The sequence below is a fragment of the Streptomyces sp. NPDC050732 genome (genome assembly GCF_040654255.1).
GTDB lineage: Bacteria > Actinomycetota > Actinomycetes > Streptomycetales > Streptomycetaceae > Streptomyces.
In genome coordinates, this window is record NZ_JBFAHP010000004.1 from 16,854 (window position 1) to 39,845 (window position 22,992).

At 73.0% G+C, this 22,992-nt stretch carries 19 protein-coding genes; 11 read left to right on the forward strand and 8 right to left on the reverse strand.

Annotated elements, in window-relative coordinates; all coding sequences use genetic code 11:
• Window positions 1–315: 315 nt before the first annotated feature.
• Both AB0H82_RS04910 and AB0H82_RS04915 read left to right on the forward strand, forming a co-directional pair.
• Window positions 316–900 carry a GNAT family protein gene (locus tag AB0H82_RS04910; protein WP_362988868.1) on the forward strand — a complete coding sequence of 195 codons (585 nt, stop codon included), beginning with the start codon at window positions 316–318 and terminating at the stop codon, window positions 898–900.
• Between the two features lie 11 nt (window positions 901–911).
• Window positions 912–1,694 (forward strand): class I SAM-dependent methyltransferase, encoded by a 783-nt coding sequence (locus AB0H82_RS04915; RefSeq protein WP_362988870.1) that lies wholly within the window; start codon window positions 912–914, stop codon window positions 1,692–1,694.
• Window positions 1,695–1,716: 22 nt separating this feature from the next.
• Here AB0H82_RS04915 and AB0H82_RS04920 read toward each other — a convergent pair whose 3' ends face one another.
• On the reverse strand, window positions 1,717–2,178 hold the full coding sequence (locus AB0H82_RS04920; protein ID WP_362989255.1) for a helix-turn-helix domain-containing protein: 462 nt from the start codon (window positions 2,176–2,178) through the stop codon (window positions 1,717–1,719).
• 194 nt (window positions 2,179–2,372) lie between these two features.
• Between AB0H82_RS04920 and AB0H82_RS04925 the strand changes: the two genes are divergently transcribed.
• The 3 genes from AB0H82_RS04925 (at window position 2,373) to AB0H82_RS04935 (ending at window position 6,483) form a co-directional block, all read left to right on the forward strand.
• Window positions 2,373–3,563, forward strand: a complete 1,191-nt coding sequence (locus AB0H82_RS04925) for an MFS transporter (protein ID WP_362989257.1) — start codon at window positions 2,373–2,375, stop codon at window positions 3,561–3,563.
• Window positions 3,564–3,786: 223 nt separating this feature from the next.
• The gene (gene rsgA / locus AB0H82_RS04930) at window positions 3,787–4,899 is read left to right on the forward strand and encodes a ribosome small subunit-dependent GTPase A (RefSeq protein WP_362988872.1); all 1,113 of its coding nucleotides are present in this window, start codon (window positions 3,787–3,789) and stop codon (window positions 4,897–4,899) included.
• A 186-nt stretch (window positions 4,900–5,085) separates the two neighbouring features.
• Entirely contained in the window at window positions 5,086–6,483 is a 1,398-nt protein-coding gene (locus AB0H82_RS04935) for an AlkA N-terminal domain-containing protein (RefSeq protein WP_362988874.1), read from the forward strand.
• Between the two features lie 302 nt (window positions 6,484–6,785).
• On the opposite strand, the gene AB0H82_RS04940 is transcribed toward AB0H82_RS04935, so the two are convergent.
• Window positions 6,786–7,268 (reverse strand): DUF456 domain-containing protein, encoded by a 483-nt coding sequence (locus AB0H82_RS04940; protein ID WP_362988876.1) that lies wholly within the window; start codon window positions 7,266–7,268, stop codon window positions 6,786–6,788.
• Between the two features lie 36 nt (window positions 7,269–7,304).
• Window positions 7,305–8,336, reverse strand: coding sequence for a helix-turn-helix domain-containing protein (locus tag AB0H82_RS04945; RefSeq protein WP_362988878.1), 1,032 nt, complete (start codon window positions 8,334–8,336; stop codon window positions 7,305–7,307).
• Window positions 8,337–8,709: 373 nt separating this feature from the next.
• Between AB0H82_RS04945 and AB0H82_RS04950 the strand changes: the two genes are divergently transcribed.
• Window positions 8,710–9,918, forward strand: coding sequence for a protein phosphatase 2C domain-containing protein (locus tag AB0H82_RS04950; RefSeq protein WP_362988880.1), 1,209 nt, complete (start codon window positions 8,710–8,712; stop codon window positions 9,916–9,918).
• Window positions 9,919–10,005: 87 nt separating this feature from the next.
• Window positions 10,006–11,748, forward strand: coding sequence for a pyruvate dehydrogenase (locus AB0H82_RS04955; protein WP_362988882.1), 1,743 nt, complete (start codon window positions 10,006–10,008; stop codon window positions 11,746–11,748).
• 39 nt (window positions 11,749–11,787) lie between these two features.
• Here AB0H82_RS04955 and AB0H82_RS04960 read toward each other — a convergent pair whose 3' ends face one another.
• Window positions 11,788–14,832 (reverse strand): glycoside hydrolase family 38 C-terminal domain-containing protein, encoded by a 3,045-nt coding sequence (locus AB0H82_RS04960; protein WP_362988884.1) that lies wholly within the window; start codon window positions 14,830–14,832, stop codon window positions 11,788–11,790.
• A gap of 179 nt (window positions 14,833–15,011) precedes the next feature.
• Between AB0H82_RS04960 and AB0H82_RS04965 the strand changes: the two genes are divergently transcribed.
• On the forward strand, window positions 15,012–15,497 hold the full coding sequence (locus tag AB0H82_RS04965) for an ATP-binding protein (protein WP_362988886.1): 486 nt from the start codon (window positions 15,012–15,014) through the stop codon (window positions 15,495–15,497).
• 24 nt (window positions 15,498–15,521) lie between these two features.
• On the opposite strand, the gene AB0H82_RS04970 is transcribed toward AB0H82_RS04965, so the two are convergent.
• Both AB0H82_RS04970 and AB0H82_RS04975 read right to left on the reverse strand, forming a co-directional pair.
• Entirely contained in the window at window positions 15,522–16,595 is a 1,074-nt protein-coding gene (locus tag AB0H82_RS04970) for a DUF2637 domain-containing protein (protein ID WP_362988888.1), read from the reverse strand.
• A gap of 205 nt (window positions 16,596–16,800) precedes the next feature.
• Window positions 16,801–17,664: a (2Fe-2S)-binding protein gene (locus tag AB0H82_RS04975; protein ID WP_362988890.1), complete on the reverse strand. Its 864-nt coding sequence runs from the start codon at window positions 17,662–17,664 to the stop codon at window positions 16,801–16,803.
• 196 nt (window positions 17,665–17,860) lie between these two features.
• On the opposite strand from AB0H82_RS04975, the gene AB0H82_RS04980 reads away from it, so the two are divergent.
• Window positions 17,861–18,529 (forward strand): GntR family transcriptional regulator, encoded by a 669-nt coding sequence (locus tag AB0H82_RS04980; RefSeq protein ID WP_362989259.1) that lies wholly within the window; start codon window positions 17,861–17,863, stop codon window positions 18,527–18,529.
• A gap of 6 nt (window positions 18,530–18,535) precedes the next feature.
• On the opposite strand, the gene AB0H82_RS04985 is transcribed toward AB0H82_RS04980, so the two are convergent.
• On the reverse strand, window positions 18,536–19,297 hold the full coding sequence (locus AB0H82_RS04985) for a hypothetical protein (RefSeq protein WP_362988892.1): 762 nt from the start codon (window positions 19,295–19,297) through the stop codon (window positions 18,536–18,538).
• Between the two features lie 186 nt (window positions 19,298–19,483).
• Complete coding sequence (locus AB0H82_RS04990; RefSeq protein WP_362988894.1) at window positions 19,484–21,160, reverse strand: PucR family transcriptional regulator ligand-binding domain-containing protein; 1,677 nt, start codon at window positions 21,158–21,160, stop codon at window positions 19,484–19,486.
• 338 nt (window positions 21,161–21,498) lie between these two features.
• Here AB0H82_RS04990 and AB0H82_RS04995 point away from each other — a divergent pair, with 338 nt between their 5' ends.
• Window positions 21,499–22,389, forward strand: a complete 891-nt coding sequence (locus tag AB0H82_RS04995; protein WP_362988896.1) for a xanthine dehydrogenase family protein subunit M — start codon at window positions 21,499–21,501, stop codon at window positions 22,387–22,389.
• The gene (locus AB0H82_RS05000; RefSeq protein ID WP_362988898.1) at window positions 22,389–22,991 is read left to right on the forward strand and encodes a (2Fe-2S)-binding protein; all 603 of its coding nucleotides are present in this window, start codon (window positions 22,389–22,391) and stop codon (window positions 22,989–22,991) included. Before AB0H82_RS04995 ends, AB0H82_RS05000 begins: the two co-directional genes overlap by 1 nt.
• Window position 22,992: the final 1 nt, after the last annotated feature.

Here is a 22,992-nt window from a genome sequence, read left to right on the forward strand (position 1 = left end):
GAAGTACCTCGCAAGCGCAGTTCGTCCCTGATCCACCCCCATTGGATGGCTGAGGCAACTAAGTCGTCCACGACAAGACCGGCCAGATCGCCGGAGCGCCACATCTGTCCGGAACAGCCCCCTCCGCTCAACCTGTCTGCGTCTAGGACTCCGGGGCCATTCGGTGGCGGCCCGGCGCGTCCGGGGCGGCGAGCCATGGCCTTTTCCCCTCCCCGAGGCAGCCGTCGGCCGCTGTCGACGAACAAATTCCGGCCGAGTACGCGGACCGTCGTGCGAAGATCCGGAGCGACCGCGCGGCCACTGTGGAGGAAGAGGATGTTCGCGATACCCCTGGGCGATGGAGCCGACGGAGCCGACGGAGCCGAACTGCGGCCGCTGGAGCCCTGGCAGGCCGAGGAGTTCCTCGCGCACATGGACCGTGGCCGCGATTTCATCGGCCGTTACGTCGGACTCCCCGACATCACGGCCGACCTGGACTCCGCGCGCGCCTGGCTCCAGGTGTACGCCGACAAGGCCGCGGCAGACACCGGCCGGCTGTACGGCATCCGGCTCGAAGGGCGGCTCGTCGGCGGTGTCCTCCTCCGGGCCTTCGACGCGGCGGCGGGCACCTGCGAAGTCGGCTGCTGGCTGGAACCGGACGCCGCCGGGCGCGGCCTGGTCACCCGTGCGGTGCGCGCCGTCGTCGACTGGGCGGTCGAGGTGCGCGGCATCCACCGGGTGGAGTGGCTGGTGGCCCCCGAGAACACCCCGAGCGTCAACGTGGCCAAGCGGCTGGGCATGAGCCGCGAGGGGCTTCAGCGCGAGAGCGACCCCTATCGGGGCGTACGGCAGGACACCGAGATCTGGTCGGTACTGGCACCCGAGTGGCGCGCCGCACGCGCCGCTCGCGGTACCTGCTGAGGAGGCACCGCATGGCTCACGGCATCGAGAACATCGATAGCGCCGACGGCCCCGTCGCCGCGGAGTTCGGGAACCCCCGCCTCGCGGCGCTCTACGACGTGCTCGACCCCGACCGCGGCGACCTCGACCCGTATCTCCGCATGGCGGAGGAGTTCGGGACGCGTGAGGTCCTGGACATCGGCTGCGGCACCGGCGTGTTCGCGCTGCTGCTGGCCGCGCGCGGCATCGACGTCGTCGGCGTCGACCCCGCGGCGGCCTCCCTCGACGTGGCCCGCGCCAAGCCGGGCGGCGAACGGGTGCGCTGGCTGCACGGCGACGCGACGGCGCTGCCACCGCTGCGCGTCGATCTCGCGACCATGACCGCGAACGTCGCCCAGCAGATCACCGACCCGGGCGCGTGGCGCGAGACCCTGCGGGGTGCCCGCGAGGCGCTGCGCCCGGGCGGGCACCTGGTCTTCGAGACCCGGGACCCGGCACGGCGTGGCTGGGAGAACTGGAACCGCGAGGCCTCGCACGGCGTCACGGAGGTCCCGGGTGTGGGCGCGGTCGAGAGCTGGGTGGAGGTGACGGAGGTCAACGGGCCGCTGGTGTCGTTCCGTTGGACCTACGTCTTCGCCGCGGACGGCGAGGTGCTGACGTCGGACTCGACGCTGCGCTTCCGCGACCGCGCGCAGGTCGAGGCGGACCTGGCCGCGCAGGGCTACGTACTGGACGCCGTCCGCGACGCACCGGACCGGCCGGGCCGGGAGCTGGTGTTCGTGGCGCACCGGCCGCTCGCGGAGGACCGCGGCTGACGGCGAGGCCGGGCCCCCGGCCTCAACTCCCGCCGCCGGGAGCCGGCTTGTGCACGACGGTGTCGTCGGGGCGCAGCCGCCGCCCGTCGGCGGCCAGCACGTCGAGTGTGCGCAGGGGCTGTCCCTGCCGGCGGTCGACCAGCTCCGAGTGCGGTTCGCCGGGGGCGAAGAAGTTCTCCTCGCCCCACTGCCGCAGGGCCACGATGACGGGGAAGAGGGCCTCGCCCTTCGAGGTCAGTACGTACTCGCGGTAGGCGCTGCCGTCCGAGGCGGGCACGGAGTCGAGGATGCCGCCGGCGACCAGCGTGCGCAGGCGCGCGGTGAGGATGTTCTTCGCCACGCCGAGGCTGCGCTGGAACTCCCCGAAGCGGCGGCTCCCGTCGAAGGCGTCCCGCACGATCAGCAGGGACCACCAGTCGCCGATCGCGTCCACCGACCGGGCGACGGGGCATTCGCTGTCGTCGAAGCGGGTCCTGCTCACCATGGCGTCCCTCACTGTCATGACTCTCAGGCTGGTTGCAACATGCTACCAAAGCGATTACCGTCGGCGCCGTCACCCGCTGGTGGCAAGATGCAACCCGATGTGCGGAGGGGAGCCCCATGTCCGGCAACTGCGCGTCCGTGCCACAACGGACTGAGACCGAGACCGAGAGGGGAGGCGGGGAGGGCTCCGCGTACGTGCTGTCCCGTGGCGTCGTCATCCTGTTCGCCGTCGCCTGCGGCGCCGCCGTGGCCAACGTCTACTTCTCCCAGCCGCTCCTGGTCACCATGGGCCACGATCTCGCCATGAGCCCCGCACTCGTCGGCAGCGTGGTCACCCTCACGCACGTCGGCTACGGCCTCGGACTCTTCTTCCTCGTCCCGCTGGGCGACATGGCCGACCGCAGACGGCTCGTCGTGGCTCAACTCCTTCTCCTCGTGGTGGCGTTGGGAGTGGTGGCCACCGCTCCCACGGCGGCGATGCTGCTCGCGGGAGTGGCCGCGACCGGGCTCCTCGCGGTCGTCACCCAGACACTCGTGGCCTTCGCGGCGTCACTGGCGCCCGCCGCCGGGCGCGGCCGGGTGGTCGGCCTCGTCACCAGCGGCGTCGTCATCGGCATCCTGCTCGCCCGCACGGCGTCCGGCCTCATGGCCGATCTCGCGGGCTGGCGCTCCGTCTACGTCGCCTCGGCATCGCTCACCGCCCTGCTCGCGCTGGTCCTTCACCGAGTACTGCCGCGCCACGGCGCCGCTCCGCCGACGACCCTGCGCTACGGACAACTCCTGCGCTCCACGGTCACCTTGTTCGCGCGGGAACGGCTGCTGCGCCTGCGGGCTCTGTTCGGCCTGCTGGTCTTCGCCGCGTTCAGCACCTTGTGGAGCAGCGTCGCGCTGCCGCTCAGCGAAGCGCCGTACTCCCTCTCCCACAGCGAGATCGGGGCGTTCGGGCTGGTCGGCGTCGTCGGTGCCCTGGCCGCGAGCGTGGCGGGCCGCCTGAACGACCGCGGCCTCTCCCGGCGCACCACCGGCATCGCCCTGGCGCTGCTCACCCTCTCCTGGCTGCCCCTGGCCTTCACCCGCAGTTCGCTCTGGGCCCTGGCCGCCGGGGTGATCCTCCTCGACCTCGCCGTGCAGGCCGTCCACGTCACCAACCAGACCCTGATCTACGCCCTGCACCCGGCGGCGGGAAGCCGCCTGATCGGCGGCTACATGGTCTTCTACTCCGTCGGCAGCGCCACCGGCGCCCTCGCCGCGACCTCCCTCTACGCGGCCGCCGGCTGGCCCGCCGTATGCATCCTGGGCGCCACGTTCAGCGCCCTCGGCCTCGCGCTGTGGGTATCGACCGGGGAGCGGAAAAAACAGTGGTGGTCCGGGCAGGGGTGTGGCTAGGCTCTGCGTGTTGCCAGGTGGCCGGTCGGCCGCCCTGGTCCGTCGAGGTTGTGCAGGAAAGTGGAGGTGTAGACCGATGGCTGTCGTTGCGATGGGCGCTGCCCGCATCCGGAAGTTCATCAAGTCCACCTCCGTGGCCTCCGGCTGACCTGAATCCCTCCGCGCCGACAGTGCGCGTGTGTGCCGGGGCCACCCTGTGAAGGGTCACCCCTTGTTTTCCTCGTTGTTCTCTTCTTCCTCTCTTGAGGGTTCGTCCGTTCCCCACCCCCTCGCCGCCTACGGCTGGGATGCCGACTGGGAAACCGAGTTCGCTCCGTACGCGGCGCGAGGCCTCGTGGCCGGGCGCGTCGTCCGGGTCGACCGCGGACAGTGCGACGTCGTCACCGCCGGCGGACCCGTGCGGGCCGACACCGAGTTCGTCACCCCGCGCGACCCGCTGAAGGTCGTGTGCACCGGCGACTGGGTCGCCGTGGACCCGGACGGCGCCGACCCCCGCTACGTACAGGCGTATCTGCCGCGGCGCACGTCCTTCGTACGGTCCACCTCCTCCAAGCGGTCCGAGGGGCAGGTCCTCGCGGCCAACGTCGACCACTCGATCATCGCGGTGCCGCTCACCGCGGAGCTCGACCTCGCACGGATCGAGCGCTTCCTCGCCCTCGGCTGGGAGTCGGGCGGGCAGCCCGTCGTCGTGCTCACCAAGGCAGACCTCGTGCCGGACGCCGTCACGCTCGGTCATCTCGTCGAGGACGTGGAGACCTCGGCGCCCGGCGTGCAGGTGCTGCCGGTCAGCTCCGCGACCGGAGAGGGCGTCGACGTCCTGTCCGCCGTCGTATCCGGCGGCACGTCGGTGCTGCTCGGCCAGTCCGGCGCCGGCAAGTCGACGCTGGCCAACGCGCTCGCCGGGGCCGACATCATGGAGGTCCAGGCGATCCGTGACGTCGACGGCAAGGGCCGCCACACCACGACGACCCGCAACCTCATCCCGCTGCCCGGCGGCGGCGTCCTCATCGACACGCCGGGACTGCGCGGGGTGGGCCTGTGGGACGCCGAGAGCGGCGTCGGACTGGTCTTCTCCGAGATCGAGGAACTGGCGGCCGACTGCCGGTTCCACGACTGCGCCCACGCCGCGGAGCCCGGCTGCGCGGTGCTCGCCGCCGTCGAGGACGGCACCCTGCCCGAACGCCGCCTCGACAGCTACCGCAAGCTGATCCGCGAGAACCAGCGCATCGTCGCCAAGACCGACGCGCGGGCACGCGCGGAGATGCGGCGCCAGTGGCGGCTGCGGGGCGCGGAGGGGCGTGCGGCGCTGGAGATCAAGCGGGGGCGCTCGCGCTGAGCTTGAGCGGTGGGGGCGGCGGGGCTGTGCGGTCGGCGGGCAGCTGCGGGTTCGTCGTGGCTGGGCGCGCAGTTCCCCGCGCCCCTGGGGCTGCGCCCCGGGGCGGGCGGGGGATGCGCCCCTGCCCGTCACCCTCGTGTCCGAAATCCGCCAGACCTCGCCTCCCCGCCGCTCCACAATGGACCTGTGATCGATGAAGAGACCAGGTACGAGGCCGTGCGCAGCCGGGACGCCCGGTTCGACGGGGAGTTCTTCTTCGCCGTCGCGACGACCGGCATCTACTGCCGGCCGAGCTGCCCCGCCGTCACCCCCAAGCGGCAGAACGTCCGCTACTACACCACCGCTGCCGCCGCCCAGACCTCCGGCTTCCGTGCCTGCCGCCGCTGCAGGCCGGACGCCGTGCCCGGCTCCGCCGACTGGAACGTACGCGCCGACGTGGTGGGCCGCGCCATGCGCATGATCGGCGACGGCGTCGTCGACCGCGAGGGCGTCCCCGGGCTCGCGGTGCGCCTCGGCTACAGCGCCCGGCAGGTGCAGCGCCAGCTCACCGCCGAGCTGGGCGCGGGACCCGTCGCCCTGGCGCGGGCGCAGCGCGCGCACACCGCCCGCGTACTGCTGCAGACCACCGGCCTGCCGGTCACGGAGATCGCGTTCGCCGCCGGGTTCGCCAGCGTCCGGCAGTTCAACGACACCATCAAGGCGGTGTACGCGCTGACACCGACCGCCCTGCGCGCCGCCGCCCCCCGCCGCGGCGCCGCCCGGGCCACCCCCGCCGCCGGCATCCCGCTGCGCCTCGCCCACCGGGGCCCCTACCGCGCCGACGCCGTCTTCGACCTGCTCGCCGGCGAGGCGGTCACCGGGATCGAGGAGGTCACCGGCGAGCGCGGCACCCGCACCTACCGGCGTACGCTCCGGCTGCCGTACGGCACGGGCATCGTGGCCGTCGAGGAGGCGCACGCCGACGGGGCAGGCAGTGGCGGGGCCCTGCACCGCGGCGGCTGGCTCGACGCCCGGCTGCACCTGACCGACCTGCGCGACCTCACCACCGCCGTCCAGCGCCTGCGCCGCCTCTTCGACCTGGACGCCGACCCGTACGCCGTGGACGACCGGCTCGGCGCCGACCCGCGGCTCGCCCCGCTCGTCGCCGCCCGGCCCGGCCTGCGGTCGCCGGGCGCCGCCGACCCCGACGAGTTCGCGGTGCGTGCGCTGGTGGGGCGGGAGGGCGCCGAGCGCCTCGTGGCCCGGCACGGCAAGGTCCTGGACGCGGCGTGCGGGCGGCTCACCCACGTCTTCCCGGCCCCGGCCGAGCTGGCCGCCGAGCCCGGCCCGCTGGGCGCACTGGCCACGGCGCTCGCCGACGGCTCCCTGCGCCTGGACGCGGGCGCCGACCGCGACGACGCCGAGGCGGCGCTGCGCGCCCTGCCCGGCCTGGACGCGAGGACGGCCGCGGTCATCCGGATGCGGGCGCTCGGCGACCCCGACGTGGCCCTGCCCGGCGCCCCGGAACCGCCCCGCGACTCGTGGCGCCCCTGGCGCTCGTACGCTCTGCGCCACCTGTCCCTGGCGTCCTCCACCTCTTCTTAAGAGGCCCTCTCATCCCGGAGAGGGAGACTGCGGCATCACCCGATTGGTGGAGGTGCCCATGGCGTACAGACGTATCCGCCGAGCCGTGATCGCCGCGGCCGCCGCGGCCGTGCTGGCCGGCACGACCGGAGCGGCCTTTCCCACGGATCACCGGAAGCCGCCCGCCGCCGTGCGGGAGGCGCCCGCACCGCACGACCCCGAGGGCGGCACCCATAAGCTCATCAGGGACCAGATCGACATCGACCTGGCAGGAGGAGCGGCACCGGCCGGGATGAGGGGCCTGGGTCACCGCCCCGGCCGACTCAGCCCCAGATCAGCGCCCCCAGCCACGCCCCCAGGATCAGCAGGCACGCGAACAGTTCGGTCAGCACGCTGCCGCCGCCGCCCCGCATGGCCGCCCGCGTCGCCGTCACCGCCTCGCCGTGGCCGCCGAGTCGCAGCCGCTCCCCGGTGTAGATCCCGCCGACGAAGCCGGGGATCGCCCCGATCACCGGGAGCACACAGAACCCGATGAGCGCGCCGACCCCGGCGAAGACGCCCATCCGGCGCGTGGCGCCGCTCTCGCGCAGCCGCCGGGGCGGCAGCTGCCAGCGCACGGCCTGCGACGCGAGCAGCACGGCCGTCGCGCCGACGAGGATGCCCCAGGCGAGGGCGTCCGGGTCCTGCAGCGTCCACCAGAGGACCGCGGCCCACACCAGCCACGACCCCGGTACGCCGGGCACCAGCACTCCGCACAGGCCGAGCAGCATCACCACACCGACCAGCAGGAGTTCCCACGCTCCCATCTGCCCAGAGTGCCCGAGATCCGGCGAAACCGCAGGTCAGGTTTGTCCCGGGGCCCCCGGGGCCCGGTTCTGGGGCGGCCGCGGGCGCCGTGCCACCCACTCGCGCTCGTACGCGTGCCAGCCCAGCTGCAGCCGCGTCGTCACGCCCGTCAGCTCCATCAGGCGCTTCACCCGGCGCTGTACCGTGCGCAGCCCCAGATCGAGCTGTTTGGCGACGCTCGCGTCGGTCAGGCCGGCGAGGAGCAGCGAAAGGATCTCCAGGTCGGTGCCGTCCGGGCCGTCGGGGGCGTCCTCGGTGAGCGTGGTGCCGTCCTCGCCGAGGCGCAGCGGCAGCGCCTCCCGCCACACCGCCTCGAAGAGGCCCGTCAGCGATTCGAGCAGACCGCTGGCGTGCACGACGAGCGCCGCGGGCTCCGCCGCGCGCGAGGTCAGCGGGACCATCGCGAGCGAGCCGTCGGCGATCACCAGCTTGGTCGGGACGCGGCCCACCACCCGCACCCGCTCGTCGCGGCCGATCGCCGTCGACAGCTCGACCAGGCCCGTCGGCAGATCCAGGACGGAGCGCTCGATCACCACGCGGTAGCGCACACCGCGCCCCGCGGCCTGTTCCTCGGCGCTGTTCTCCATGCCGGTGACGGCGACGGGCCTGCCGGTCACCAGCGCGCACACCTCGTCACTCGCGCCCAGCTGCAACTGGAGGAACCGCTGCGAGACGGCGGCGGCACCGGTGACCACCTCGACCAGGTCGTGGACGGCCGGTTCGGCGGCCTGCGCCCGGTACTCCTCGGCGAGCAGTGTCGCCGCCAGCTCGGCCTGCTCCAGCTCGTGCCGCCGCTGCGTGAGGAGCGCGCCCAGCGCGACGCCCGGCGGCGCCGCCACCCAGCGGCCCGCCCTGCCGGACGCCTGCGCGGCCAGGCCGTGCCGCTCCAGGCGGCGCAGCGTCCGCTCGGTCTCCGGCTCGCCGAGCGTCAGCTTCCGCGCGAGATCCGCGACGTCGGCGGCGCCCACCGACACCAGCGCCCGGTACGCCGACTCGTGCGTCTCGTCCAGACCGATCGCTGCCAGCATGCGGTGACCTCCCTCCCCGGAACATCATCCCCGCACCACCCGGCACTCTGGAACGGTGAGGTCGTCGACGAGGACGATTGAACTCACGTCGACTGGGAACGCGGGTCACGAGCACGGTTCGCTCACAAAAGCGAATCCGGCCCACCGGTCCTTCCGGACAACAGATCCGGCTCATCAGCAGACTGACGGATGGTTACGGCACCTCCGTCACACAGACTGTGGCCCGCGCCCACGAGGCGTGCCGGCCACACCGGCCCCGCCGGGCGGTCCTCCTGTGGGGGGTGGGTCCGCCCGGCGGCCTCAACTTCCCCGGAATGGCCGGAATTTCCGGATGCACCGTTTTCGTACGGCCTCCGCGGTGGAAAATAAGGGCATGAGCCAGCAGGGGGACACACCCACCGGCCGCGACGACGACTGGTGGGGACAGCTGTACGACGACTCCGCGCCGGACACGGGTCCCGCGCCCGCGCCGGACACCCTGGACGACCGGTTCGCCTCGGCGGCGGACACCGTGAAGCCGGACTTCCCCGCCCCGCGCCTGCCGGAGCCCGCCTCGCCCACCCCGGCGAGCGGGATCTTTGCGGATGCGGACGGCGTCGACGGGCCGCCGGGCGACATGGGCATCGGTTACGTGGGGGACGGGCCGCCCACCTATGAGGCCGAGCCCACCGTCCTGCCCGCCGCCGATCCGGACGACCTCGCCGATCTCGTCCCCGACACCGTGCTCGAAGGCGCGCGGTACGGCGGGAGCACCCTGCGCGCCGCCTCCGTGCGCGGGGACTCCGCCAGGTATCGCGGCGAGCCGCGCCGCGACGCCCTGCTCACCGCCCGCTTCGGCACCGGCGAGGACGCCCTCGTGCTCGTCGCCGTGGCCACCGGCGCCCGCGCGACGCCGGGCGCGCACCGCGCCGCCGCGGAGGCCTGCGCGTGGATCGGCCGCGCCGTGGGCCGCAGCCACCGGCGGCTCGCCGAGGACATCGGGGCCGCCCGGCGCGGCGACCTCAAGTCGGGCCTGCACCGCCTCACCGACCGCAGCCTCGGCAGGCTCCGCGCGCACGCCGCCGACCTCGGCCTGGCACCGGAGGAGTACGCGGCGTCCCTGCGCTGCCTCCTCCTTCCGGCCGATCCGCGGTGCCGTACGCGCGTCTTCTTCGGAGTCGGCGCAGGCGGTCTCTTCCGGCTGCGCGACGGCGAGTGGCAGGACATCGAGCCGCGCGTCGCCGACGCCACCGGCGACCCTGTGGTCGGCTTCGGCTCGCCGCCCGCGCCGTCCCCGGACGGGGACCGGCTCACCATGGACCTGGGCATCACCACACCCCCCAGTCCCTACGAGCCCGCCCCCGAACCGCCCCGCGACCCCTTCCGGTTCCGCGCCTCGGTCGCCCGCCCGGGTGACACGCTCGTCCTGTGCAGCGGCGGCCTCGCCGAGCCGCTGCGCGGCGAGCCCGAGCTCGCCGCGCACCTCACCCGCAGATGGGAGAAGGCGGGCCCGCCGGGCCTCGCCGCCTTCCTGGCCGACATCCAGGTCAGGGCCAAGGGGTACGCCGACGACCGGACGGCCGCCGCGGTCTGGGAGGCATGACCGCCGCACCTGTGAATTCATGGACCGAGAAAGATCGGGCAAGAGACACCAAGACAGCCCATACGGTCCAAAAGAGGTGCGTGCAGCATGGCCAAGCAGAACGTTGCCGAGCAGTTCGTCGACATCCTCGTCCGCGCGGGCGTACAGCGCCTGTACGGAGTCGTCGGCGACAGCCTCAACCCGGTCGTGGACGCCATCCGCCGCACGAAGGAGATCGACTGGGTCCAGGTGCGGCACGAGGAGACCGCCGCCTTCGCGGCCGGCGCCGAGGCCCAGATCACCGGCAGGCTGGCCGCCTGCGCGGGCTCCTGCGGCCCGGGCAACCTCCACCTGATCAACGGCCTGTACGACGCGCACCGCTCCATGGCGCCGGTCCTCGCCCTCGCCTCGCAGATCCCCTCCAGCGAGATCGGCCTCGGCTTCTTCCAGGAGACCCACCCCGACCGCCTGTTCCAGGAGTGCAGCCACTACAGCGAGCTGATCTCCAGCCCGAAGCAGATGCCCCGGCTGCTGCAGACCGCCATCCAGCACGCCGTCGGCCGGAGCGGTGTCAGCGTCGTCTCGCTGCCCGGCGACGTCGCCTCCGAGGCCGCCCCGGAGAAGGCCGCGGAGACCGCGCTGGTGACGTCGCGGCCCACCGTGCGCCCCGGTGACGAGGAGATCGACAAGCTCGCCAAGATGATCGACAAGGCGGGCAAGGTCACCCTCTTCTGCGGCAGCGGCACGGCGGGCGCGCACGCCGAGGTGATGGAGTTCGCCGAGAAGATCAAGTCCCCGGTGGGACACGCCCTGCGCGGCAAGGAGTTCATCCAGTACGACAACCCGTTCGACGTGGGCATGAGCGGCCTGCTCGGCTACGGCGCCGCGTACGAGGCCACCCACGAGTGCGACCTGCTGATCCTGCTCGGCACGGACTTCCCGTACAACGCGTTCCTGCCGGACGACGTGCAGATCGCCCAGGTCGACGTGCGCCCCGAGAACCTCGGCCGCCGCTCCAAGCTGGACCTCGCCGTCTGGGGCGACGTGCGCGAGACGCTGCGCTGTCTGATCCCGCGCGTCTCGCCGAAGACGAACCGCAAGTTCCTCGACAAGATGCTCAAGAAACACGCCGACGCGCTCGAAGGAGTCGTGAAGGCGTACACCCGCAAGGTCGACAAGCACATCCCGATCCACCCCGAGTACGTCGCGTCGGTCCTCGACGAGGTCGCCGCCGACGACGCCGTGTTCACCGTCGACACCGGCATGTGCAACGTCTGGGCGGCCCGCTACCTCACCCCCAACGGCAGGCGCCGCATCATCGGCTCCTTCAGCCACGGCTCCATGGCGAACGCCCTGCCGCAGGCCATCGGCGCCCAGTTCGTCGACCGGCGCCGCCAGGTCGTCTCGATGTCGGGCGACGGCGGCTTCTCGATGCTGATGGGCGACTTCCTCAGCCTCGTCCAGCACGACCTGCCGGTGAAGGTCGTCCTGTTCAACAACTCGTCCCTGGGCATGGTCGAGCTGGAGATGATGGTGGCAGGGCTGCCCAACTACGGCACGGCGAACCACAACCCCGACTTCGCCGCCGTCGCCCGCGCCGCCGGGGCCTACGGCGTGCGCGTGGAGAAGCCCAAACAGCTCGCGGGCGCCCTGAAGGACGCCTTCGCGCACAGGGGCCCCGCCCTCGTCGACATCGTGACCGACCCGAACGCCCTCTCCATGCCGCCCAAGATCAGCTCGGACATGGTGACCGGCTTCGCCCTCTCCGCCAGCAAGATCGTCCTGGACGGCGGGGTGGGCCGCATGCTCCAGATGGCCCGCTCCAACCTGCGGAACGTGCCGAGGCCGTGAGGGCCCGCTGCACCACCCCGGCCCCGGCACGCGGACGCGTCAGGCGGGACGCAGCCGCAGCGTGACGATCTGGAACGGCCGCAGCGCGAGCGCCAGGCCGGCCTCGCCCGTCGCGGCCTCGTGCAGCGGCCGCTCAAGGAGATCCGTCACCTCGGCCCGCGCCACCGGGAACGACGTGCCGAGCGTGGCCGCCGCCCGCCCGCCGCGCGACTCGTAGAGCCGTACGACGACGTCGCCGCTGCGGTCGTCGGCGAGCTTCACCGACTCGACGGTCACCGCCGGGTGGTCGACGCTCACCAGCGGCGGCAGGACGGGCGCGTCGGCGACGCGCAGCGGCAGGTTGAGCGCGAGGCCCTCCGCGACGGCGTCGCCGGTCGTCGCGCCGGGCAGCAGCGCGTACGTGAACCGGTGCGTGCCCTGGTCCGTCTCCGGGTCCGGGCTGTGCGGGGCCCGCAGCAGCGTCAGACGCACGGTGGTGCCGAGCGTGCCCTCGTGCTCGGTGCGCGTCACGTCGTGGCCGTACGTCGAGTCGTTGAGCACCGCGACGCCGTACCCTTCCTCGGCGACGCGCAGCCAGCGGTGCGCGCAGATCTCGTAACGCGCCGCGTCCCAGCCGGTGTTGGCGTGCGTCGGCCGGTGCACATGGCCGAACTGGATCTCGGCGGCGGACCGTTCGGCGTGCACGTCCAGCGGGAACGCGGCCTTGAGGACCTTCTCCGACTCCCGCCAGTCGACCTCCGTGACGACGTCGACGCGGCGGCTGCCCGCCGCGAGCCGGATCTCCTGCGTGATCCGCGACCCCCCGAAGGCCCGCACCACCCGCACGGCGACCCGCAGCGGCCCGTCCTCGACGAGCTCGACGGACTCGGCGTCCGTGAGGTCGGTGTGCCGGCGCCGGTAGTGCTTGTCGAGGTCCCAGGCGTCGTAGTGCGTGGGGTGGTCGGGGTGCAGTTGGAGGAGGTTGCCGGGCGCCGCCAGGACTTCGCGGCCCTCGTCCAGGTCCGTCACGGAGGCCAGCAGACCGGCGGCGTCGACCGTGACGCTCAGGTGCTCGTTGGTGAGCAGGATCGTGTCGCCGGTGGTGTGCGCGACCGCGCCGGTCCCGGCTCCACGGTCGGCGTCGAGGCTCCGCGTGCCGAGCGCGGGGACGTCGACGCGCACCAGCGTGCCGTCCCCGGGGTCGACGACCTCGCTGCGGGCGTACGGCGAGGCGTTCAGCGCCGCGGGCCCGCCCGCGCCCAGCGACCGCACGGCCGACGCCGTCAGCTCGTCGAGCTCCGCGAGGACCCGCTCGTACGTGTCACGCGCCTCCCGGTGCACCCAGGCGATCGACGAACCCGGCAGGATGTCGTGGAACTGGTGCAGCAGGACCGTCTTCCACAGCCGGTCGAGCGTGTCGTACGGATAGACGTACGCCGGATCGCGCACCGCGGCGGCCGTGCACCACAACTCGGCCTCGCGCAGCGCGTGTTCGCTGCGGCGGTTGCCGCGCTTGGTGGCCGCCTGAGTGGTGTACGTGGCGCGGTGCATCTCCAGATACAGCTCGCCGGACCAGACCGGCGCCTGCGTGCCGTACTCCTCCTCGGCCGCCGCGAAGAACGCCGACGGCTTCTCGATCTCGACGCGCGGCGAACCCTCCAGGGAGCGGAGGCGCCGCGCCCGCTCCATCATCTCGCGGGTGGGACCGCCCCCGCCGTCGCCCCAGCCGAACGGCACCAGGGAGCGGCTCGCCCGCCCCTTCTCGGCGAAGTTCCGCTCGGCGTGGGCGAGTTCGGTGCCGTGGAACTGTGAGTTGTAGGTGTCCACGGGCGGGAAGTGGGTGAAGACACGGGTGCCGTCGATGCCCTCCCACCAGAAGGTGTGGTGCGGCATCTTGTTGGTCTGGTTCCAGCTCAGCTTCTGCGTCAGGAACCAGCGGATTCCCGCGAGCTTCGCCAACTGCGGGAAGGCCGCCGTGTATCCGAAGGAGTCCGGCAGCCAGATCTCCTCCGTCTCGACGCCGAGCTCCTCCCGGAAGAACCGCATGCCGTGCGTGATCTGCCGCGCCAGCGCCTCACCGCCCGGCATGTTGGCGTCCGACTCCACCCACATCGAGCCCACCGGCGCCCAGTTGCCGTCCGCCACCGCCTTCTTGATGCGCTCCCAGATGTGCGGCTGGTGCTCCTTCACCCAGGCGTACTGCTGGGCCTGCGAGCAGGCGAAGACCAGCTCCGGATACTCCCCGGCGAGCGCCGTCACATTGGCAAAGGTCCGCGACGCCTTGCGCACCGTTTCGCGCAGCGGCCACAGCCACGCCGAGTCGATATGCGCGTGTCCGGTTGCCGATACGCGGTGTGCGCTCGCGTGCGCGGGCCGGGCGAGGACGTCGGCGAGCTCGGCGCGGGCCGCGGCGGCGGTGCCGGACACGTCGTGCAGATCGAGCGCGTCGAGCATGTCCTCAAGAGCCCGCAGAATCTCGTGACGACGCGGACGTTCGGCGTCCAGTTCGCGCATCAGCTCGGAAAGGACCTCGATGTCCAGGGTCAACTGCCAGACGTCCTCGTCCAGTACGGCGAGATCGGCAGACGCGAATCGGTAGATCGGGCTATTGCCTGCGGTCAGTACGTCGCCGAGCGGTGTCGGCACGAAGTCGTGCAGAACGGCGGGATTGGCCGCCGCTTCGAGGAGTAGGTGCACCGGTTCGCCGCCCCGGGCGGGGGAGGCCACCGGAATATGCCGGTTGCGCGGGTGAACACCCTTGAGGGGCACGCCCGCCGCGTCGTACACCAGACCCTCCGCTTGGAAGCCGGGACCCTCCCCGGTGAAACCGGGGTCGATCACCACTTCGACCCGGCTTCCCCGCCACTCCTCGGGCACCCGCCCCTGAAGCCGGAACCAACTGGTCGACCAGGGGTTTCCCCACTCCGTGCCGGTCTCGAAGGGCTCGTACTCCGCTTCGAGCGCGGTCTCGACGGGCACCGGCTCGCCCGGCGCGTGCCAGACGGAGAGGGTCAGCGGGGTGCGTCGCGCGTACTGGGCGGGGCGGATGAACTGGCGCAGCGCCCGCTCCAGGCGGCCTTCCACCAGCAGTCTGTCGTCGTGCACTCGGGGGCTCCTCGGAACGTTCGGCGGTGGGGTCCACCGCTTCACTTCCCCCCGATCCCCGGGCGCACCCCCCGCGATTGGTTGATGATTCGACAGGCTTGCTGCCACGGGCCCGGGGCATGCATCCCGTGAGGCTGTTCGAGCAGGGAGGCTGACACATCGCTTTGTGGGCGGGGGTCATGAGGAGGCAATCACGAGGGGGCGGCTCCGGGGCGATCGGAGCCTCTTCATCGAACGTACGCGACGAGAGGACCGGTGAAGCGCCGGGCGGCCCCCACCGGGGGCAGCTCACGCGCAGGCTGGGGAGAGCGGATCTGCGCGCGGTGTCCGAGGTCAGAAAGGCCCTGAGGGAGCTCCTGCGGCACTGGGGGAAACCAGGCAGATCCGACATAGCCGAACTGCTCACCAGCGAGCTGGTCACGAACGCACTGGTGCACACCGACCATGACGCCGTCGTCACCGCGACCGTCGGCCAGCGCGGCCTGCGCGTCGAGGTGCGGGACTTCGCGGGCCGCCACCCCGAACCACGGGTTCCGACCGCGGACGACGGTACGAGCGGCAGGGGCCTGGTCCTCGTGCAGTCCCTCGCGGACGCGTGGGGCGTGCGGACGCACGGAGTCGGAAAGGCGGTGTGGTTCGAGCTGGACGGCGGCGGCACGGCATGAGCCTGCCGCCGCCGCCCGGGGCGGTCAGCCGAACTGCTGCTCCAAATCCTTCAGCTTCTGCTCCAGCGAGTCGAGCCGGGGCAGGGTCTGCGTGTCGTCCTCCGCCGTCAGGTCGACGGTGACGGGTGCGGCGGGGTCGGTGTCGTCATGGCCGTTCCTGACGGCCTGGAGGGAGGGGCGGGAGCGTACCGGCAGCTGTTCCTGCGCCGCTATGGCAGGGTCCGCGCCGACCTGCGCGGACCCGGCGGCCGGTGCGACGGCCTGTACCTCGACCTGCCGGCCGCCGCCGCGGGCGTAACCCCGGTGGCCCCGGCTGATCGCCTTGAGCCGGGCGCGCTCCAGCTTCTCCCGGTCGCGCCTGTGCAGCCGGGTGCGCTCCTTCTCGCGACGGTCCTCCCTGACCTCCTCGACGGCCTCGTCCAGGGTGCGGACGCCTTCGAGGAGCATCAGCGACCAGGCGCCGAAGGTCTCCCGCGGCGCGCGCAGCCACCGCACGATGCGGATCTGCGGCAGCGGCCGCGGCACCAGACCCTGCTCGCGCAGCGCCGCCCGGCGGGTCTGCTTCAGCGCGCGGTCGAAGAGGACCGCGGCCGACAGCGACATCCCGGCGAAGAACTGCGGAGCGCCCGCGTGCCCCAACCCGCGCGGCGCGTGCACCCAGTTGAACCAGGCGGCCGCGCCCGCGAACGTCCACACGAGGAGGCGGGAGCCGAGCGCCGCGTCACCGTGGCTGGCCTCGCGCACGGCGAGGACGGAACAGAACATCGCCGCGCCGTCGAGGCCGAACGGGACCAGGTACTCCCACCCGCCGGTGAGGCTGAGGTTCTGCCGGCCGAAGCCGACCAGGCCGTGGAAGGAGAGCGCGGCGGCAACGGCGGCACAGCAGAACAGCAGCACATAGGAGGCGGTTCCGTAGATGGCTTCCTTGCGTCTGCGGCGTTCCTCGCTGCGCTCCCACGAGTCGTCGCTCGCGGTTCCCTTCGCCGTCTTGTCGTGGCCTCGCTTGCCGCGCGCGAGCACCGCCACCGCCACCAGCATGCCCAGGAGCAGGACGCCGCCGGGAAGCAGCCAGTCCAGCGATATATCGGTCAGTCTCATCTGGGGTCCCTTGCGTCGCGGTAGGGCGTATCGGGCGCCATATTGACCCAACCCGGGCGGCGCTCAAGGGGTTTCGGGGCAAGAGGACGCCATGGGGGTGCAAGGGACGGTGCACGGCGTAGTTTTGCTCGAACTCGCGACGGGTGACCGATGGTTGAGTTCGATTAACCGTGCACGAAAGGGTGGTTCGGACGGCGGCGGGGGATCAGCTCGCCGCGGCGGCCGCGCTCAGCCGCACGATGCGCTCGGCGTCGCAGGTGCGCGGGCAGGTGACGCAGGCGTCGTCGGGGCGCAGCGTGTAGAACATGCAGCAGCTCGCCCGGTCGCGGGTCGGCAGCTTCTCGCCGTTCGGTCCCGTCAGCTCCCGGAAGCCGGCCGTGCCGACGTACGGCTTGGTGGCGCCGGGCAGCAGCCGCTCCAGCTCCGTCATCGCGCGCTCCTCCTCGCCGAGGAGGTGGGCGACGTACCAGAGGCCCTCGACGATCTCGTCGGTGGCGAGGCTCCACAGGGCGCGGGAGCGGCGCCGCATCCGGGGGCCGAAGCCGTCCAGGAGCGGGCCCAGGTGCTCGGCGACGGCGGCCCGCACCTCGGCGCGCAGCGCTTCCTCGTCCGGTACGACGCGGGCGCCGGGGAGGGCCGCGGCCGGGTCGTCGGGGAGGCAGGCGAATTCACCCGCGCGGACGGCCAGGTGGCCCAGGGTGCGCTGGAAGGAGACGTCGGCGACCGGGAAGCGGGGCACGCGGCGGTGCAGGAACCACGGGACCGTGATGAGGAGGGTGGCGGGCCAGGCGTAGCGGTGCAGGCCGAAGCTGGCGACCACGTCGGGGCGGGCCTGGGTGCCGTAGTCCTTGAGGATCTGCGCGTTGTCCCAGGCGAGGAACGCGTCGAGGTCGGCCCCGCCCGCCGCGAGCCGGGCGGCGGTGACCCAGCCCGCGCCCTGGGGGAGCTGTTCGCCGGGGGCGAGCTCGGTGATGCGCAGTCCGGAGTACACCTCGTTGAGGCGGGCGTACGAGCCCGTTACGGCACTGGAGGCGCCCTGAAGGGGAGCGGCCAAGGTGGGTACGGACATGCGGGGGACCACCGAATCGCGATCGATAGCAGGTAAGCCTTACCTTACCCGACGTGATCGAGGTTTCAACTCGGGTCGTGTCCGCCTATGGTGCCTCTCGTACCTTTCAGAGCATTCATCAGCGGGGCGGGCGGACGTCGTGGAGCAGACCGGAGCACGCGAGGGGACTTCCCTCGCCGGGGCGCCGCGCGTCCGGGTGCCGGAGCAGGCGGGCTCCGGGGCGCGCGGGCCGCGCCGCACGGTCCGGCGCAGCTCCGTGCGCGGACAGGTCCTCGCGGCGCTGCGGGCCGCTCTCGTCGGCGGCGAGCTCGCGCCCGGCGAGGTGTACTCGGCGCCGGTCCTCGGCGAGCGCTTCGGCGTCTCCGCGACACCCGTCCGCGAGGCGATGCAGCAGCTGGCCACCGAGGGCGCCGTGGAGGTCGTCCCCAACCGCGGCTTCCGGGTCACCGAGCGCAGCACCCGCGAACTGGCCGAGCTCGCCGAGGTGCGGGCGCTGATCGAGGTGCCGGTGATGCTGCGGCTCGCCCGCACGGTGCCCGCGGCGCGCTGGGCGGAGCTGCGCCCCCTCGCGGAGGCGACCGTGACGGCCGCGGCGGTCGGCGACCTCGCCCGCTACGCCGAGTCCGACCGCTCCTTCCACGGCGCCGTGCTCGCCCTCTCCGGCAACCAGCAGCTCGTCCAGGTCGCGGACGACCTGCACCGCCGCTCGCAGTGGCCCCTGGCGACCGGCCCCGTCGCGGGCCGCCGCGCCGACCTGATAGCCGACGCGGCCGAACACATGGCCCTCCTCGACGCCCTCGCCGCCCAGGACTTCTGCGTGGTCTCGTCCCTCGTCCAGGAGCACTTCACGGGCTCTGGCGGGTAAGCCCCGCTATACGGCGGCCGCCGGCGGCTGCAGGTGCTGGGCCAGCCAGGAGGGGACGCCGCCGAGGAGGCGGAAGAGGCGGGTGGCCTCGGCGCGGAGGCGGGTGGCCTCCGGTTCTGGTTCCGCGTCCGCGAGGGCGGCGAGGGCCGGGGCCGTGCCGACCAGGTAGCCGAGCTCCTCGCGGATCCGCAGGGACTCCGTGAAACCGTGCCGCGCCTCCGCCAACTCCCCGTCGCGCAGGGCGAGTCCGGCGAGGTGGCGCCAGGTGAAGGAGAGCAGCAGCGCGTCGGAGCGCGCGGTGGCGCCCGCGTGGGCCCTGCGGTAGGCCGCCTTCGCGGACTGCGGTGAGTCCGCGATGTGTTCGGCGATCAGGCCGCGGCGGAAGTCGAGCAGTGGCCGGCCGGGAGCGTTCGGGGCGAGCAGCGCGGCCGCCCTGCCGAGCGCCGTACGGGCTTCGTCGGCCCGGTCGCGTACCCCCAGGACCGTGGAGGCGTACGCCAGTTGGCCCCGCTCGCAGGCCGCCGCGCCCCGGTCGTCGTCGTTCTCGGCGAGGGCCTCCGCGGTCCGCAGGACGTCCTCCGCCTCACCCCAGCCGTCCCCCGTGAACAGGCACCGCTCGACGAGGAGGGCCGCCCTCTGGAGTGCCGCCGCGGCCCCCGCCCGTGCGGCGAGCAGCGCCGCGGCGTCGGTCCAGCAGCCGCGCGAGCGCAGCCGCCATACCGCGGTCTGGAGTGGATCGTGCTCTGCGGTCGTTCCGGTACCAGACATGGCGGTATGCGCCACGTTGCCCTCCCCGAGCACACCATTGAGCTGTTGAGTCGTGGGCGAATCTCAGCATGGATCGCGGCGTGCAGCCAAGAGGTCGGGTGAAAGAATTCACAAAGGGTGGGCGAGGAGGCGGGCGAGGCCCGGCCGGCGGTTGCGCCCCGCCGGCCGGGCCCTCGCCGGATTCCCTCAGCTCATCCGCAGGGCGAGGAAGAAATCGAGCTTGTCCTCCAGGCGCGAGAGGTCACGACTCGTCAACTGCTCGATGCGGCCCACCCGGTAGCGCAACGTGTTGACGTGGAGGTGCAGCCGCGCGGCGCAGCGCGTCCACGAACCGTCGCAGTCGAGGAACGCCTCCAGGGTCGGGATGAGCTCGGCGCGGTGGCGCTGGTCGTACTCCCGCAGCGGGTCCAGGAGCCGCGCCGTGAACGCCCGGCGCACGTCGTCCGGCACGAAGGGCAGCAGCAGGACGTGCGAGGCGAGCTCCTGGTGCCCGGCCGCGCAGACCCGGCCCGGACGGGCGGCGGCGACCCGGCGCGCGTGCCGTGCCTCCTCCAGGGCGCCGCGCAGCCCCTCCGCCGAGTGCACGGAGGCGCTGACGCCCAGCGTCAGGCGGCCGTCGCCGTCGAGGCCCGCGGAGAGCGGGTCGTGGACGGAGGCGAGGAGCGCGTCCGCGAGCAGCCCCGTCTCCGGGCCGTCGTGCTCGCCGGCGATCGCGGGCAGCGGCACGAGGGCGATCGCCTCGTCGCCGGTGTGCGCGACCGCGATCCGGTCGGACGGCTCGGGGCCCGCCGACCGGGGGTCGACGAGGATCTCCTCCAGGAGCGACTGGGCGACCGGGCCGCCGTCGACCTCCCCGCCCTCCCACTCCACCCGGGCCACCACGACCTGCCAGTGCGGGGCCGCGCCGAGCCCGGGCAGCAGCACCGGCGCGGCGACGCGGAGCCGGGCCGCGATCTCCGCGGGGGCCGCGCCCGTCTGCACCAGCTCAAGGACCTCCTGGGCGAGGCGGCGGCGCACCGTGCGGGCCGCGTCGCGCCGGTCGCGCTCCACGGCGATCAGCTGTGTCACGCCCTGGAGCAGGTCGAGCCGCTCCTCGGGCCAGTCGCCCGCGTCGGCCTCCACCGCGAGGACCCAGTCGGAGAGCACCGACTCGCGCACGTCCCGCGACGCGCCGGCCGTGCCGCGCCCACTGGTCCGAATGGGGAACAGCGAGTACGTGACGGAGTCGACCGCGACGCGGTGCGGGCCGCGCCGGCCCGTCCGTACGGCCGCCAGGTGCTCCCCGGCGAGGCGTGCGCAGAGCGGCCCCGGCAGGGCCGTCCCGGCCGCGCTCGACCCGGCGATCACGCGCCCGGCGGGGGAGAGCACCCAGGCCCGCAGGTCCAGGTCGGTGCCGAGCAGGTCGAGGACGACGTCGGGGCCGCCGCCCGCCGGGCCCGACGTCATCAGGCGCCGGTGCCGGTCGACGACGGCCGCCAGGTCCCCGGCGCGCTCGCCGGAGACCTGCCGTACGACGTGCTCGGTGATCGTCGCGAAGGCCACGGACTCGTTCACCGCGAAGAGCGGCAGGCGGTGCCGGGCGCAGGCCTCGACGATGTCGTCGGGGATGTCGCCGAGCTCGGCCTCACCGGCGGCCAGGGCCGCGACCCCGGCGCTCGCGAGGATCCGCACGAAGGGTTCCGTGTCCGAGGCGTCACGGCGCCAGGCGAGGCCGGTGAGGACCAGCTCGCCGCCCGCCAGGTAGCGGCTGGGGTCCCGCAGGTCCGTGGTCATCACACCGCGCACGGTGCGGTCCAGCTCGTCCTCGCCGCCGAGCAGCCGCAGGCCCAGCGCGTCGGTGTCAAGGAGTGCGCGCAGCCGCATGGGGTCGTCGCCGCCGATCTGTCTCGAATGGTGTGTACAAACATGTGCGCCCTGTAGCGCCGGGGTCCTGGGCCGCCGGGTGTCCCCCGTTTCCCGGGGGAATCCGCGAGGTTACTGGGGCCCGTTCTTCATACGAATCTACAAGACGCGCGGCTTGGCCAGCCAACTCCTTCATGGTTTCGGTGACTGACCCCATCGGACGAGCGGGCGGTGTACTTGCCCCACTCCGCGTTAACAGCACATGAACGAGCAGTCGAGGGACGAACGGCCCGAGTGGCCGGAACGGAATCCTCCCGTCCCTTGAAGCGAACGACCCTCGATACGAAGAAGAGAGCCTCATGGACTTCCTTCGCCCCGCCAGCTGGGAGGAGGCGCTCGCCGCCAAGGCCGAGCACCCCACGGCTGTGCCGATTGCGGGTGGCACCGACGTGATGGTCGAGATCAACTTCGACCACCGCCGTCCCGAGTACCTGCTTGACCTCAACCGCATCGTCGAGCTGCGCGAGTGGGAGGTGGGCGAGGAGACGGTCCGGCTGGGTGCCTCCGTCCCGTACACCCAGATCATGGAGGAGCTCCGTGCCGAGCTCCCCGGTCTCGCGCTCGCCTCGCACACCGTGGCCTCCCCGCAGATCCGCAACCGCGGCGGTGTCGGCGGCAACCTGGGCACGGCCTCCCCGGCCGGCGACGCCCACCCGGCCCTGCTGGCCGCCGACTGCGAGGTCGAGGTGGAGTCCGTGCGGGGTTCCCGCCTGATCCCGATCGACGACTTCTACACCGGCGTGAAGCGCAACGCCCTTGCCGCGGACGAGCTGATCAAGTCCGTCCACATCAAGAAGGCGGACGGGCCGCAGCAGTACTCGAAGGTCGGCACCCGCAACGCCATGGTCATCGCGGTCTGCGCCTTCGGTATCGCCCTGCACCCCGAGACCCGGACGGTACGGACCGGCATCGGCTCCGCCGCCCCCACCCCCATCCGGGCGAAGGCGGCCGAGGAATTCCTGAACGCGGCGCTCGAAGAGGGCGGCTTCTGGGACAGCAAGAAGATCATCACCCCCTCGATCGCCAAGCAGTTCGCGGAGCTCGCCTCCGGAGCCGCCAACCCGATCGACGACGTGCGCGGCACGGCGAACTACCGCCGCCACGCCGTCGGCATCATGGCCCGCCGCACGCTCGGCTGGACCTGGGAGTCGTACCGCGGCGAGGGCCGCAGCACTGAGGGAGTCGCATAATGCGCGTGAACTTCACGGTCAACGGCCGTCAGCAGGAAGCGGACGACGTATGGGAGGGCGAGTCCCTCCTCTACGTGCTGCGTGAGCGCATGGGTCTGCCCGGCTCCAAGAACGCCTGCGAGCAGGGCGAGTGCGGTTCCTGCACCGTCCGCCTCGACGGCGTGCCGGTCTGTTCGTGTCTGGTCGCGGCCGGTCAGGTGGAGGGCCGCGAGGTCACCACCGTCGAGGGCCTCGCCGACTACGCCAAGCACCGCGCCGAGGCCCACCCCGGCGGCGGCTGCGTCTCCGGCGCCTCGGGCGCCTGCGGCACCTCCCTCCAGGACGCCCAGAACTGGAGCGCCAAGGGCCAGGACTCGCAGACCGGCGAGGGCGCCGAACTCTCCCCGATCCAGCAGGCGTTCATCGACGCCGGCGCCGTCCAGTGCGGCTTCTGCACCCCCGGCCTGCTCGTCGCGGCCGACGAGCTCCTTGAGCGCAACGACACGCCGTCCGACGCGGACATCCGCGAGGCGCTCTCCGGCAACCTCTGCCGCTGCACCGGTTACGAGAAGATCCTGGACGCGGTCCGCCTGGCCGCGGCCCGTCAGGGAGAGGCGGTCTGAC

What these genes read in the sequence shown, in the direction of transcription:
- AB0H82_RS04910 (WP_362988868.1), top strand. Translation starts at nt 316, where the DNA reads ATGTTCGCGATACCCCTGGGCGATGGAGCCGACGGAGCCGACGGAGCC.
- AB0H82_RS04915 (WP_362988870.1), top strand. Translation starts at nt 912, where the DNA reads ATGGCTCACGGCATCGAGAACATCGATAGCGCCGACGGCCCCGTCGCC.
- AB0H82_RS04920 (WP_362989255.1), bottom strand. Translation starts at nt 2,178, where the DNA reads ATGGTGAGCAGGACCCGCTTCGACGACAGCGAATGCCCCGTCGCCCGG.
- AB0H82_RS04940 (WP_362988876.1), bottom strand. Translation starts at nt 7,268, where the DNA reads ATGGGAGCGTGGGAACTCCTGCTGGTCGGTGTGGTGATGCTGCTCGGC.
- AB0H82_RS04945 (WP_362988878.1), bottom strand. Translation starts at nt 8,336, where the DNA reads ATGCTGGCAGCGATCGGTCTGGACGAGACGCACGAGTCGGCGTACCGG.
- AB0H82_RS04950 (WP_362988880.1), top strand. Translation starts at nt 8,710, where the DNA reads ATGAGCCAGCAGGGGGACACACCCACCGGCCGCGACGACGACTGGTGG.
- AB0H82_RS04955 (WP_362988882.1), top strand. Translation starts at nt 10,006, where the DNA reads ATGGCCAAGCAGAACGTTGCCGAGCAGTTCGTCGACATCCTCGTCCGC.
- AB0H82_RS04965 (WP_362988886.1), top strand. Translation starts at nt 15,012, where the DNA reads ATGAGGAGGCAATCACGAGGGGGCGGCTCCGGGGCGATCGGAGCCTCT.
- AB0H82_RS04970 (WP_362988888.1), bottom strand. Translation starts at nt 16,595, where the DNA reads ATGAGACTGACCGATATATCGCTGGACTGGCTGCTTCCCGGCGGCGTC.
- AB0H82_RS04975 (WP_362988890.1), bottom strand. Translation starts at nt 17,664, where the DNA reads ATGTCCGTACCCACCTTGGCCGCTCCCCTTCAGGGCGCCTCCAGTGCC.
- AB0H82_RS04985 (WP_362988892.1), bottom strand. Translation starts at nt 19,297, where the DNA reads ATGTCTGGTACCGGAACGACCGCAGAGCACGATCCACTCCAGACCGCG.
- AB0H82_RS04990 (WP_362988894.1), bottom strand. Translation starts at nt 21,160, where the DNA reads ATGCGGCTGCGCGCACTCCTTGACACCGACGCGCTGGGCCTGCGGCTG.
- AB0H82_RS04995 (WP_362988896.1), top strand. Translation starts at nt 21,499, where the DNA reads ATGGACTTCCTTCGCCCCGCCAGCTGGGAGGAGGCGCTCGCCGCCAAG.
- AB0H82_RS05000 (WP_362988898.1), top strand. Translation starts at nt 22,389, where the DNA reads ATGCGCGTGAACTTCACGGTCAACGGCCGTCAGCAGGAAGCGGACGAC.